The organism is Nocardia sp. NPDC058640, assembly GCF_042716995.1.
GTDB lineage: Bacteria > Actinomycetota > Actinomycetes > Mycobacteriales > Mycobacteriaceae > Nocardia.
Window position 1 is genome coordinate 99036 of the sequence record NZ_JBHXRG010000011.1, and the last position, 13124, is coordinate 112159.

A 13124-nucleotide genomic window follows, 5' to 3' on the forward strand; every position below is an offset into this window, starting at 1 on the left:
GTGAGCACGACCGCCGAAAAGCTTGCCGATCTACACGAGCGGCTCGAGCTCGCCAAAGAACCCGCCGGTGCCAAGGGCATCGCCAAGCGGGCGCACAAGGGCATTCCCAGTGCCCGCGACCGGATCAACCAGCTGCTGGACCCCGGCACGTTCGTGGAGATCGGCGCGCTGGTGCGCAAGCCCGGCGACGCGAACGCGCTCTACGGCGACGGTGTGGTGGTCGGGCACGGCAAGGTCGAGGGCCGCCCGGTGGCGGTGTTCTCGCACGATCAGACCGTGTACGGCGGGTCGGTCGGCGAGGCGTTCGGTCGCAAGCTGTGCGGTTTGATGCAGTACGCGTCGAAGGTCGGCATTCCGCTGGTCGGCATCAACGATTCCGGTGGCGCGCGCGTGCAGGAGGCGATCAGTTCGCTGGCCTGGTATGCGTGGATGGCGACCAATCTCGAACCGCTGTCGGGCATGGTCCCGCTGGTGTCGGTGATCCTGGGCAACTGTGCCGGTGGCGCGGTGTACGAGCCGATCTGCACCGATGTCGTGGTGGCCACCGAGTCCGCGCACATGTTCGTGACCGGCCCGAAGATCATCAAAGAGGTCACCGGCGAGGACGTGAGCCTCGAGGAACTCGGCGGTGCGCGCACGCAGGCCGAGTACGGCAACATCCACCACGTCGCCAAGGACGAGGAGGCGGCGTTCAAGTGGGTGCGCGAGTACCTGGGCTACATGCCCAGCAGCTGCCAGGAACTGCCGCCGGTGGTCAACCCCGGTCTGGAGCCGGAGATCACCGACTCCGACCGTGAACTGAACTCGTTCATGCCCGATTCCGACAATGCCGGCTACGACATGTACGACATCCTGCTGCGCATCTTCGACGACGGTGAGTTCAAGGAGATCAGCGTCGACACCGGCCCCAACATCATCACCGGTTTCGCCCGCATCGACGGTCGCACCGTCGGCGTGGTCGCCAACCAGCCGATGGCCGCGGCAGGCGCCCTGGACGCCCGCGCGTCCGACAAGGCCTCCCATTTCGTGCGCCTGTGCGACGCCTTCGAGATCCCGCTGATCTTCGTGGTCGACACCCCCGGCTTCCTCCCCGGCGTCGAACAGGAAAAGGTAGGCGTGATCAAGCGCGGCGGCCGCTTCCTGTTCTCCTACGTGGAAGCCTCGGTCCCCAAGATCACCCTGGTGGTCCGCAAGTCCTACGGCGGCGGCTACGCGGTCATGGGCTCCAAGCAACTGGGCGCCGACATCAACCTCGCCTGGCCCACCGCCCGCATCGCCGTCATGGGCGCAGAAGGCGCAGTAAGCCTGCTAGGCGCAGCCCAAATCGCGGCAGCCCCCGAAGACCAACGCGCCGCCATCCGCCAAAACCTGATCAACTTCTACAACGAAAACGTAGCCACCCCCTGGGTAGCAGCCGAACGCGGCTTCATCGACGCCATCATCGAACCGGCAACCACCCGCCTCGAACTCCGCCGAGCCCTAAAACTGCTGCAAGACAAGAAAATCCAACGCAACCCCCGCAAACACCACGTCCTGCCGCTGTAAACCAAACCCCCGAACGGGCCGCCCCGGAAACCTTCCGAGGCGGCCCGTTCGCGCATTCTTCGCGGATCGTATCGCCGCTGGGTATCGTTGTGGCATGACCGCAGCGCCTGAGCCGCTCATGACGACCGGGGAGTTCGAAGAACTTGCTCGCGTTGCCGGTCGCGTCTCGGATGGTGTTCGACTGGAGTACGTCGAGGGGAAGCTGGGGGCCAAAGCCGTGCCGGACGGGGACCATGACTGCGTGCTCGAGTGGTTGATGCGGATCTTGCTCGTCCTTCGGCCCGAACTTTGGCTCTTTCCGGAACGCGGCCTGAAGATCGACTCCTACCGCACGGGCCGAGCACGCCCGGACGGCACTTTGGCGCCGACCGGAGTATTCGCGGGCCAGTCGGAGTGGGCCGACCCCACCCCCGTCTTGATGGTGGTCGAGGTGACCTCTCACGACCAAGACACCGACCGCCGGGATCGTTGCGAAAAGCCCCGCGCCTACGCCCGAACCGGCATCCCGATCTACCTCCTGATCGACCGCGAAAAGGGTTGCGTCGTAGTGCGTAGCAACCCGGTCGATGGCGAATACGAACGAATCCTGATCCAGCCCTTCGGCGCCGAAGTCCCGATCCCTGATCCGGTAGGAATCACCCTCGATACCGAACCGTTGAAAGCCTGGGTGTCCTGACGCGCTCCTCCCGGGAATCATCGGGGCGGGCCGGAATCCCGCTGGACCAAGTCTAATCGGTGGACGGGCTCGGGCCGTCACCTATGATTGTGGTGACGGCCCGAGTGATGTCGAAAATCAGGCGACGGAGGCGGATTCGATGATGACGTCGTCGACGGGAACATCCTGGTGCGGTCCCGCGCTGCCGGTGTTGACGGCGGCGATCTTGTCGACGACCTCGGTGCCGTCGACGACCTTGCCGAACACCGCGTAACCCCAACCCTGACCCTGGGGGGCGGAGTGGTTGAGGAAGGCGTTGTCGGAGATGTTGATGAAGAACTGGGCGGTGGCCGAGTGGGGGTCGTTGGTGCGGGCCATCGCGACGGTGTACTTGTCGTTCTTCAGGCCGTTGGTGGCCTCGTTCTGAATGGGCGCCTGAGTCGGCTTCTGCTTCAGGCCGGGTTCGAAGCCGCCGCCCTGCACCATGAAACCGGGGATGACGCGGTGGAACACGGTGCCGGCGTAGTGGCCCGAGTTCACGTAGTTCACGAAGTTGGCGACCGTGTTCGGCGCGGCCTGGTCGTCCAACTCGAGCACGATCGGTCCGTAATTGGTTTCGAGATTCACCTTGGTCATGGAGTCGAGTCTAGGGAAGTCTCCCCGTAAGGCGTGCGACCCCTCGTAAGTACCGGGAGACAGATACCATGTCGAACCGTGCCAGACGCCGCAACTGCTGTTCTTACCAAGCCGCCCGCTGGACCGGTGGCGTCCGCGAGGGACTTCCGGGTCGCGCGATGGATCGCGATCGTCGCCGGGATACTCGGGGCGCTGTTCGCGGTGGCTACGCCGTTTTTGCCGGTGAGTCAGACCACCGCGCAGTTGAACTGGCCGCAGAACGGGAACCTGGGCAATGTGCAGGCGCCGTTGATGTCGCAGGTGCCTATTGATGTGAATGTGTCGATTCCGTGTAGTTCGGTGGCGTCGTTGCCCGAGCAGGGCGGGATGTTGTTGGCCACCGCGCCTGCGCAGGGTGATCGGGCGGCGTTGGAGGCGCTGTTCGTGCGTGTCTCGGAGACGTCGGTGGATGTGGTGGACCGCAATGCGGTGGTCGCGTCGGCGCCGCGGTCGGAGATGGGCGGGTGTTCGGCGATTCGGATCAGTTCCGATCAGTCGCGCACGACCGCGGAGTTCGCTGGGCTGACGAAGATGATCGAGCGGCCGATCGTGGGTCAGCCGGGTGCGGTGGAGACCGTGCAGGTTCCGGTGCAGGGTCAGCTGCCCGGTGATCTGCGGCCGCAGATCGTGGGCGTGTTCACCGATCTCAAAGGTGACGTCCCGCAGGGTCTTTCGCTGACGTCGACGATCGATACCCGCTTCTCGTCGAGCCCGTCGCCGATCAAACTGGTCGCCATCATCGCGGCCGTGTTGTGCACGTTGCTGGCGCTGGCGGCGCTGGGCCGTCTCGACGGCAGTGACGGCCGCGGCCACCGCCGCTTCCTGCCCCGCAACTGGTTGAAGCCGACGTGGGCCGACGCCGCGGTGATCGGCACCCTGTTGATCTGGCATTTCGTCGGCGCCAACACCTCCGACGACGGCTACATCCTGTCGATGGTCCGCGTGGCCCCCGACGCGGGCTATACGGCCAACTACTTCCGCTGGTACGGCGTCCCGGAGGCCCCGTTCGGCTGGTACTACTACGTGATCCAGGTGTTCGCCGAGATCTCCACGGCCAGCCCGTGGGTGCGCGTCCCGGCGCTGATCTGCGCGATCCTGTGCTGGATGGTGATCAGCCGCGAGGTGGTGCCGCGCCTTGGCAACGCCGTGAAACGCAGCCAGGTGGCGCTGTGGACCGGCGGGTTGGTGTTCCTGGCGTTCTGGCTGCCGTTCGACAACGGCCTGCGTTCGGAGCCGATCGTGGCGCTGGGCGCGCTGCTGACGTGGGTGTCGATCGAACGCGCGATCGCGACCGGTCGCCTGCTGCCCGCGGGTATCGCGGTGCTGATCGCAGCGTTCACTCTCGCCGCCGCGCCCACCGGTTTGATGTGTGTGGCCGCGCTGCTGGCCGGTATCCGTCCGCTGGTGCGGATCATCGTGCGCCGTCATCGCGAATTCGGCACGGTCGCGCTGCTGGCCCCGATCGCTTCGGCCGGTCTGCTCGTGCTGGTGGTGGTCTATGGCGACCAGACTTTCGCCGGTATCCAGGAAGCCAACCGGGTGCGTCAGGCCACCGGCCCGAACCTGGCCTGGTACGAGGACTACCTGCGCTACTACTACATGTTCGTGGAGACCGTCGACGGTTCGCTGGCCAGGCGTTTCGCGTTCCTGGTGATGCTGCTGTGCCTGTTCACCACGTTGCTGGTGCTGCTGCGCCGCCGTCAGGTGCCGGGTATCGCGTCGGGTCCGACCTGGCGTTTGATGGGGATCGTCTTCGGCACGATCTTCTTCATGATGTTCAACCCCACCAAGTGGACCCACCACTTCGGCGCCTACGCGGGCATCGCGGGTGGCCTGGCGGCGGTGACGGCGGTGGCGGTGTCGCAGAGTGCGTTGCGGTCACGCAAGAACCGGGCGATCTTCCTGGCCGGGTTGCTGTTCGTGCTGGCGCTGTCGTTCTCGGGCATCAACGGGTACTGGTACGTGTCCAGTTACGGCGTGCCGTGGTTCGACAAGACCATTTCGGTGAGCGGCATCAACTCCAACACGGTGATGCTGATCCTGTTCGGCGTCGCGTTGGCGCTGGTGGGCTGGTACGCGCTGCGCGAAGACTATGTGAAACCGCAACCTTCGGCGAAGAGCAAGCGCGGCAAGCGAATTCGCAAGTTCGCGGCGATCCCGCTGACCGTGGTGGTCGGGTTGATGGTGCTGTTCGAAGTGGCGTCGCTGGTGAAGGGCGCCACCCAGCAGTACCCCGGTTACTCGCTGGGCCGCGGCAATATCGACGCGTTGAGCAACAACTCGTGCGGCCTGGCCAACGACGTGCTGGTCGAAGCCGACCCCAACGCGGGCAGGCTCGAGCCGATCGTCGACCCGGCCCGCCCGTTCACCGACCCCAACGACCCGCTCGCGGGCATCGGCGCGGTCGGTTTCACCCCCAACGGTGTGCCGGGCGACCTGTCCGCCGACGCGGTCGAGGTGAAGCCGGGCACCGGTAATACCAGCAACCAGTCGGTCGGCGCGGCCTTCGCGGAGGGCGAGAGCGCGGGCACCGGCGGCGGACAGGGCGCGCGCGGCATCAACGGTTCGACCGTGGCGCTGCCGTTCGGCCTCGATCCCGCCGTGACCCCGATTCTGGGCTCCTACCAGGAGGGCATGCAGCAACCCGCCCACCTGGAGTCGGCGTGGTACGGGCTGCCGGAACGCTCGGCGGACTCGCCGCTGGTGGTGATCAGCGCGGCCGGCCGCATCGCGTCCAAGGACGACACCGGCGACGACAACTACGGTCAGGCGCTGTTCGTCGAATACGGCACCCGCAACCCCGATGGCAGCGTCGCCGTGCTCGGCGCCTACCAGCCGCGCGATATCGGCCCGGCGCCGTCGTGGCGCAACCTGCGCGTGCCGCTGGCGGAGCTCGCGCCCGAGGCGAACGCGGTGCGCGTGCTGGTCAACGACCCGATCCTGATCGGCGACCAGTGGTTGGCGTTCACCCCGCCGCGCGTGCCCAAGCTGCAGACCCTGGACACGTTCATCGGTCGTGACCAGCCGGTTCTGCTCGACTGGGCGGTCGGCCTGCAGTTCCCCTGCCAGCGTCCGTTCTCGCACAAGAACGGCGTGGCCGAGGTGCCGAACTACCGGATCCTGCCCGACCGTCCGCTGGCGATCTCGTCGACCGACACCTGGCAGGCGCAGGAATTCGGTGGACCGCTGGGCATGACGCAGATGCTGGCGGCTCGGGTGACGATCCCGACCTATCTGAACCACGACTGGGCCCGTGACTGGGGTTCCCTGGAACGCTACGACCAGTACGCGAAGGCGACGCCGGCGAAGCTGGAGACCGGTCGTGAGGCGCGGTCCGGGCTGTGGACACCGGGGCCACTGCGAGTCTTCTGAGCACAGTAAAAGGCGCGGACCACGTTATGTGGTTCGCGCCTTTTGGTTGTATGGGGACCAGGAGTCAGACGTTGAGCATGCGACGGTTGAGATCGCGTCGTAATACCTCTTGTGAAGGCAGTCTTCCCAGTACCCGCATTATGGCCGGTCGTAGTTCTTGCTTCTCGTCGTCGCTGAGCAAGTCGACGAGATCTCGTAGATCCATGTCATCGAAGGCTCCTGTCATACCCACCAGCGTACGTGCTCAAACGTGCAGGTGCAGGTCCTTTACGCTGTCATTTACAGGTGTTTCACGTAAGCGAAACCCTAACGGGGACTGAGCGTTTGGTAAGCGTCACACACAAGTGCGTGCCACTGCCCTTGCGCTGCCACAGTCCTACCCACTGGTAACCGTCAGGCCTACTGTGCCCGAATCGCCGGTTCCTTCGCGCGACCCGACTGGTTCACCACCTCGACGGAGATTTCGGCGGGCGGGGCGGGCTGAAAGGGCGTGAACCGTTCCAGCGAGCCCCAATCACGGCCGAGATCGTGATCGAGATATGTCGGGACAGTCTCGGCCTTCAACAGCAGGTTTGTCCACCCGAGCGGTCCGCCGCCGATATCGTCCTGCCAGGCATTGGACGCGTCCGAACCGACCCTGTCGGGCAGGATCCGCCATTGCGGGGCCTCCGCGACGCCGTCGTGGTGCTCGAACGGGCGCTGGCAGGGGAAGGCCAGGCCCACGTGCCAGTCCAGCAGCACGGGGTCGGTGCGACCCACGACCGAGTCGAGGGTGACCAGGCGCGGCAGGCGCGGGGGCGTGACGGCCAGCCACTGCTTGCCGGTGATGTCGTTGTCGGCGGCGACCAGGCGCACCGCGTTCACCCCGTCGGGCAGCTGGTCCAGCGGCACGCGCAGGTTGCGCCACGACGGCGCGGGCCCGATATCCATCGGCGCGACCGAACCGGTCACCTGCACGGAGCCGTCGGCGGCGCGGGTGCCGTATTCCAGGCGCAGGTCCTGGCCGTAGTGCACGACGCCGTCGGTGTCCACGTACCGGATCCGTCCGGCCGCGGTGATCACCAGGGCCTGGTAGGCGGGATCGTGGCGCATGCTGTCGACGAGGTCGTAGCGGTACCACTGTGAGGTCAGCTTCGCCTGCTGCTGCACGCCGTCCTGGAACGAGCCGAGTACCGGCGTGCGGGCGGGGTCGAGGCCGAAGGGGAGCGCGACGGTGCTGCCGTTGATGCCGGGTTGGGCGCTGGTGCCGCCGCCCGTGCCCGCGCCGGTGGTCTTGGTGGTCTTGTTGGCGGAATCGTTGTCCACGGAGTTGGCGCCGCCGACCACGGTTTCGTCGGCGTCGGCGGTGAGGTCGGCGGCTACTCCGTTGGGGGAGAAGCCTGTCGACTCGGCGTTCAATCCGTCGGCGGGGGAGCCGTCATAGGGCGCGAGTAGCGAATCGGGTGTATTCGCTTCCACCAGAACGCTATTCGCCATCGCGCACGTATTGCCTTGCAGCGAACTGATATTCGACTTCGCGATGGAGTAGGCCGGGTACTGGGTGATCGCACCCTTGGCCATGGACGCCACTTCGAACAGCACGAGCAGCGCGGCCGCGATGGTCAGCGGCATGGTCGCGAAACGATCGAAACGACCTGTGTCCGAAGGGGTTCGGTATGGGGCACGCAGGTGGAAATACAGCGCGACCAGCAGGGCCAGGATGCTGAGTCCGAGGAACAGTGTCGAGACACCCTTACCCGCCAGCATCGGCGCCTTGTCCCAGAACGGGACACCGAAACTGGACACGTACCACCAGCCGTTGGAGCCGGTGAACGTCATCGCGAGCAAAAACAACACCGCCGCCGCGAACAACGCGCGATTGCGCGGGGCCTTGATTCCGTTGGTGCCCACCGCAACCGCGGCCAACGCCGCCAGCGAACCGGCCAGGCCCGCGTAGACGCCGAAGTGGTGGGTCCACTTGGTCGGCGTCCACATCATCAGGAACAGCGCCGCGAACACGATGCCCAGGATCCGCACCGACGGGCCGCGCGCGGTGCCGGGGATGCGACCCTTGCGCAACACCTGCAGGATGCACACGAGCAGGCACAGCAGCATCACCAGCACGCCGAAACGGCGGGCCAGGGAGCCGTCGGGGGACAGCATGAACAGGGAGTCCCAGCGGGTGCGTTCGTCGAACCAGGCGACGTTCGGGCCGACCAGGGTGCGGACTCGGGTTGCCTCCATGACGGTGGACAGCGTCTGGTCGGCGAACACGATGATGAGGACGAGGGTGCCTGATGCGAGGCCGGGGGCCAGTAGGACGGCGTAGCGGAATATCTTGGTGCGCAACGACAATCGTGGTGCGCTCACCGCCGTGCTATCCGAGCTAGCTGCCCGCCCCGGCTTCGCGGCGTCGACTTCGGTTATCGGTCGGTCGTCCGCGGGGTCGACTTCACTGTCCGCCGCGATCCGGCGCGGACGCAGACCCTGTGCCCGTTTGATGATGATCTGCATGACCGGCCGCGTGCCCGCGATCATCGCCGCGATACAGATCAGACCGGTCGGCCCCGCTGCCAGCGAGAACGCGGCAACCAGGATCGCCAAGGCGGCAGGCAACAGCCGCGCCGTGGCGATGGCGCGTTCGATGAGGCACCACGTCAGCAGCGCCCCCGCCGCGATCAACGGTTCGGGACGAAGCCCGTTGTCATAGGGCAGCCAGAACGCGAGGAACACCAGCCCGGCCGTCCACAACGCCACCTTGTCGCGTCGCACACGAGCCCCCAGGCGCGGCAACACTTCTCGACTGATCACCGCCCAGCACACCAACCCCGCGGCCAGCGCGGGCAGTCGCATCCACGGGCTGGCGTCGGAGATCTTCGTCATCCAGGCCAGCACCTCGTACGACCAGCCGAACGGCGCCTCGGGCACCCCGAACCAGCGGTAGTAGTTGGCCATGTACCCCGACGGTCCCGACGCGCGCGCCATGTTCAGGATGTAGCCGTCGTCAGAAGTGTTGGCGCCGATCACATGCCAGACCAGCAGCGTCCCGACCACCACCACGTCGGTCGGGGTGATCCGCCACCAGTGCCGGGGCAGGAAGCGGCGAGCGCGCCGGCCATCGGAGGTGTCGAGCAGATGCAGCGCGATCAGGGCGAGCAGCGTGAAGACCCCGGCCCCGATCATCGCCGCCAGTTTCAGCGTGGTCGGGGTGGAGGTGAAGCGGGAGTCGATGTCGGCGTGCAGCCGGGCGCCGGTCAGTGCCGTCGCGGGCAGGTCGGTGTACACGCCCACGATCTGCGGGCGCTTGTCGACGGTGACGGTGTTACGGAAGGGGGTGCCGTCCTTGCGCGCCGCCCCGACGAACTCGACGGTCGTGGCTTCGATGGTCGACACGATGCTGATCCGCTCGCACCCGCCGATCTCCGCGATCGGCGCCGACAGCATCGGCACATCGCGCGCCTGCACGCCCACCACGCCGTCGCGCACGGTGACGCTCAACCCGCGATCGACCTTGCCGGAAGCGACCGGGATGGTCGTGAGCAGGGTGGTGGTCTCCGCGCCGGGCAGGCCGCTCAACATCGTGCACGGCAGCTGCGCGTCCAGCCGCTGCGGCACATACGACACCAGCGGCGCTTCGACGCTGGTGGCGCCGGCTTGCGGCCAGTCCAGGCTCGCGCGGTCCTGGCGCACCGGTAACAGCGGTGTGAGCAGGGCGAGCACGAACCCGAGCAGCCCGCAGACGAGGGCGATCAGGCGGTATCGGGGCAACGCGCGTTCAGATCGGTCCGGCACGGGAGTTGATGCTATCCATCGAACCTGTGCGTGGGTGGGCGCCGCCCGCGACTAGCCGGTTTTGCGAGCCGCCCATTCCAGCTGCGAGCGGGCCCAGTCGGGGATTTCGGCGTCGGGCCGCGGGAAGGCGATGAACTCCGCGGTCAGGTCGTCGGCGGTGACTTCGGGCATCCAGTCCGCGATGTTGCCGGTGGAGTAGTTGGTCTTGTACCGGGTGGGTCCGGCGATGAAGATCTCCGCCGACAGCCATGCACCGGTGTCGGCGCTGTAGGACATGCGCTTGTGATCGGTGAGGTACTCGAGCACCTCGGCGGGCGGCATCAGGTTGGTGACCGTTCCGTCCCGCTCTTTGATCTGCACGCCGGCGACCAGCTGCTCGCCGACCTGCAACGACCACAGCAGCGCGAACTTCTGTCCCGGCGACAGCATCGCGATGGTGGTGTCGATGACTACCCGCTCGATCGCGCCCAGCGATTCCAGCTGTTCGCGAGCTTGCGGTTCACGGCCGAGGCGTTGCTGGCGTGTGAGTAAAAGATCGATCCGCTCCGGTCTGCTGAGCGTCATAGCTATACCTCTGCATCCGTACCGATCAGCGCTACCAAAAACTGATTTCGGTCGGCCGAACTTCCAACATTTCGCAGCGTACCCGCCGCGCGACACCGACCGCGCGGTTTGTAGACCCTGACCGCACATATTGTGGTCTATCGGGCATCCGCACACCAGTGGCTATCGGGTGTCCATCGACACACGGTTAGCGAGGTCACCCAGTGGGTACCTGGTCAGGCCGCTGACGCACGCAAAGCGAACCAGCCCTCGCGCGGATCGGCGAACCCGTGATACACCAGCGGAATGCGCTGATCGATCGCGAAATACCGGTACACCGCCTCCATCGCCTGTCGAATCGAATGCGCCTGGAAATCGTCGATCCGCCGCACCCCGATCCGCCGTTCGGGCAGCATCGCCAACCGCGTCATTTCCTCGGGATCGTCGACGTCAAGACCCCACGGCTCGTCGATGAGATGGTCGTGCAACACCTCCCGCGCCGCGGGCGGATCATGCACCGGCCCCGAGAACGCCACCCGCTGCGCGCGAGCCAACCCCCGCGTATCCAACGGCAACGTCGCGGCTTCGATCAGATCGATCAAGCCGATATCCGGCGCGGGAATCCGCCCCGCGACCGGCGCCTGCTCGAGCAAATGCATCATCTGCCCCCCGCGCACCAGCGGTTCGGGCACCACGAAAAAACTGATGCTCGGGCAAGAACAATCGAGACCGGTAAGACACACCCTCGTGTGCAACGGATCGGACATGAGTCCTCCTCCGATAGCGGGTCGCCGGGACCCGTGACGTGCAGGATCAGGTTTCCTACGCCATCCGCCGAGGGGCCTACGAGCCCCACCGGCGACGACCGTGCCGCACCCGTCAGTGTAGTGCCGTCCAGTGGGATGAACACCCGCTTCCGGCAACGATCCGCACCACCTGCGGGGCGACCGACTCGGTGTGACGGCAACCCGGAGTGCGTGCACAGATCACGGAGTTGCCCGCCACAGCGACTCCATCGGCAAGGCACGAAGGCGGTCGCCGAACGACAGCGAGTGCTGGCCGGTGTAGAGGATCACTCCCGCCACGAACCGGTCGCCGACGCGATCGCGAAGATGGCGCAAACCATTGAAGTCCGGCTTATGCAGTGTCGCACCAGATTTCACCTCGACCCCGACGATCCGGCCATCGGCGGCTTCCAGGACCGCGTCGACCTCGACGTGGTCCTTGTTGCGGTAATGCCACAGCGAAACCCGCTCCTCGTTCCAGCTCAACTGCCGCGCCAGTTCCATCAGGACGAAATTCTCGAGCACGGTCCCCGCGGCACCGCCGGGCTCGGCGAGTCGTGCCGGAGATTGTCCGAGCAGATGACACAGGATCCCGGAATCCACGAACGCGAGTTTGGGGGTACCGATCGCCCGATAAGTGGGTCCGCCGGACCATGCCGGAATCGTCTTGGTGAGAAATACGGTTTCCAGCAGGGCCAAATAGCGGCTCACGGTGGTTCGGTGCAGCTCGAGATCTCTGGCCAACGTGCTGGAGACCACGAGATTCGCGCTGCGTGCTGCGAGCAGTTGGAGGAGTTTCCGAAGCTGCGTCGGTCGTTCGATGGCGGCCAGATCCTGGATATCGCGGGTGATAAGCGTTGTCAGGTAGCTCTCGAAGAACGCCTCGCGGCGCCGACTGGTTCGGCGGACGGCCTCGGGGAATCCGCCGATCGATGCCCGCTCCAAGTAGTCGCGTCGTCGCAGGTCGGAATCGATGGACAGGGAGTGACCGTGGGTGAATATCGCGTCGATGAACCGGTCTGGCGCGTCGTCGATCTCGCCCTGGGAGAACGGCCACAACTCCAGCGTTTCCATCCTGCCGGGGAGCGCGTCGGGCAGCGACTTCAGTGCGAGGACCTGCGCGGATCCGGTCAGCAGGAACCTGCCTGGCCGTGGATCCAGATCCACGTTCGCCTTGATCGGTAGGAACAGTCCCGGCGCTCGCTGGACTTCGTCGATGGCGAGCAGTCCGTCGTGCTCGACGAAGCTGATCGGATCGTCGATGGCCGCCCGCAGAATGACCGGATCATCGAGCGTCATCGATCGCGAATCCGGCCGGTCGGAGGTGATGATCCGCGTCAAAGTGCTCTTGCCGGATTGCCGGGCTCCGTTGATAGTGACCACACGCGTGTCCGTCAACGCTTCGTCCACCGTGACCTGCAGTTTTCGGTGAACGAGCGAGGAGTCGAAGTTGGCCGCCATAGGCCAAGTATGCACGCTTAGACGGTAGGTTGCTGCACACTTGGACGGAGTCTCATGCACGACTGGACGGAACTCTGTGCACACATGGACGGACACGCAAGTGAGGAGATGGCATGGAAGCGTTTGCTCGACTGACCTCGAACGGACGGGTCACCATTCCCGTTGCCGTTCGCAACGCACTCGGAATACGCCCAGGCGACGACGTGCACTTCCGCGTTGAGGAGGGCGTTGTGTTGCTGGCGCGAACGGTTGAGGCGTTGGAATCAGCCGGGAGCATGAACTTGCCGTCGCACGAGGCGCCGCGTTCCTGAGGCGGC

General features: G+C 65.9%; 9 protein-coding genes. 4 read left to right on the plus strand and 5 right to left on the minus strand.

Going from position 1 to position 13124, the window contains the following annotated elements; all coding sequences use genetic code 11:
- Both ACFWU5_RS15310 and ACFWU5_RS15315 read left to right on the plus strand, forming a co-directional pair.
- Window positions 1–1545, plus strand: a complete 1545-nt coding sequence (locus ACFWU5_RS15310) for an acyl-CoA carboxylase subunit beta (protein WP_379267594.1) — start codon at window positions 1–3, stop codon at window positions 1543–1545.
- Between the two features lie 94 nt (window positions 1546–1639).
- On the plus strand, window positions 1640–2221 hold the full coding sequence (locus ACFWU5_RS15315) for a Uma2 family endonuclease (protein WP_379246210.1): 582 nt from the start codon (window positions 1640–1642) through the stop codon (window positions 2219–2221).
- Between the two features lie 117 nt (window positions 2222–2338).
- Here the strand turns inward: ACFWU5_RS15315 and ACFWU5_RS15320 are convergent, their stop codons facing one another.
- Entirely contained in the window at window positions 2339–2836 is a 498-nt protein-coding gene (locus tag ACFWU5_RS15320; protein WP_379246212.1) for a peptidylprolyl isomerase, read from the minus strand.
- A 78-nt stretch (window positions 2837–2914) separates the two neighbouring features.
- Here ACFWU5_RS15320 and ACFWU5_RS15325 point away from each other — a divergent pair, with 78 nt between their 5' ends.
- Window positions 2915–6247: an arabinosyltransferase domain-containing protein gene (locus ACFWU5_RS15325; protein WP_379267595.1), complete on the plus strand. Its 3333-nt coding sequence runs from the start codon at window positions 2915–2917 to the stop codon at window positions 6245–6247.
- A 399-nt stretch (window positions 6248–6646) separates the two neighbouring features.
- On the opposite strand, the gene ACFWU5_RS15330 is transcribed toward ACFWU5_RS15325, so the two are convergent.
- From ACFWU5_RS15330 to ACFWU5_RS15345, 4 genes are all read right to left on the minus strand, one after another.
- Window positions 6647–10018 (minus strand): arabinosyltransferase domain-containing protein, encoded by a 3372-nt coding sequence (locus tag ACFWU5_RS15330; protein ID WP_379267596.1) that lies wholly within the window; start codon window positions 10016–10018, stop codon window positions 6647–6649.
- A 51-nt stretch (window positions 10019–10069) separates the two neighbouring features.
- Entirely contained in the window at window positions 10070–10582 is a 513-nt protein-coding gene (locus ACFWU5_RS15335; RefSeq protein WP_379267597.1) for a hypothetical protein, read from the minus strand.
- Between the two features lie 215 nt (window positions 10583–10797).
- A complete protein-coding gene (locus tag ACFWU5_RS15340; RefSeq protein ID WP_379267598.1) occupies window positions 10798–11253 on the minus strand; it encodes a hypothetical protein in 456 nt (151 codons plus the stop codon).
- Window positions 11254–11547: 294 nt separating this feature from the next.
- Window positions 11548–12822 carry an ATP-binding protein gene (locus ACFWU5_RS15345; RefSeq protein ID WP_379267599.1) on the minus strand — a complete coding sequence of 425 codons (1275 nt, stop codon included), beginning with the start codon at window positions 12820–12822 and terminating at the stop codon, window positions 11548–11550.
- A gap of 98 nt (window positions 12823–12920) precedes the next feature.
- On the opposite strand from ACFWU5_RS15345, the gene ACFWU5_RS15350 reads away from it, so the two are divergent.
- A complete protein-coding gene (locus tag ACFWU5_RS15350) occupies window positions 12921–13118 on the plus strand; it encodes an AbrB/MazE/SpoVT family DNA-binding domain-containing protein (protein ID WP_379267600.1) in 198 nt (65 codons plus the stop codon).
- Window positions 13119–13124: the final 6 nt, after the last annotated feature.

What these genes read in the sequence shown, in the direction of transcription:
- ACFWU5_RS15315 (WP_379246210.1), top strand. Translation starts at nt 1,640, where the DNA reads ATGACCGCAGCGCCTGAGCCGCTCATGACGACCGGGGAGTTCGAAGAA.
- ACFWU5_RS15350 (WP_379267600.1), top strand. Translation starts at nt 12,921, where the DNA reads ATGGAAGCGTTTGCTCGACTGACCTCGAACGGACGGGTCACCATTCCC.
- ACFWU5_RS15320 (WP_379246212.1), bottom strand. Translation starts at nt 2,836, where the DNA reads ATGACCAAGGTGAATCTCGAAACCAATTACGGACCGATCGTGCTCGAG.
- ACFWU5_RS15335 (WP_379267597.1), bottom strand. Translation starts at nt 10,582, where the DNA reads ATGACGCTCAGCAGACCGGAGCGGATCGATCTTTTACTCACACGCCAG.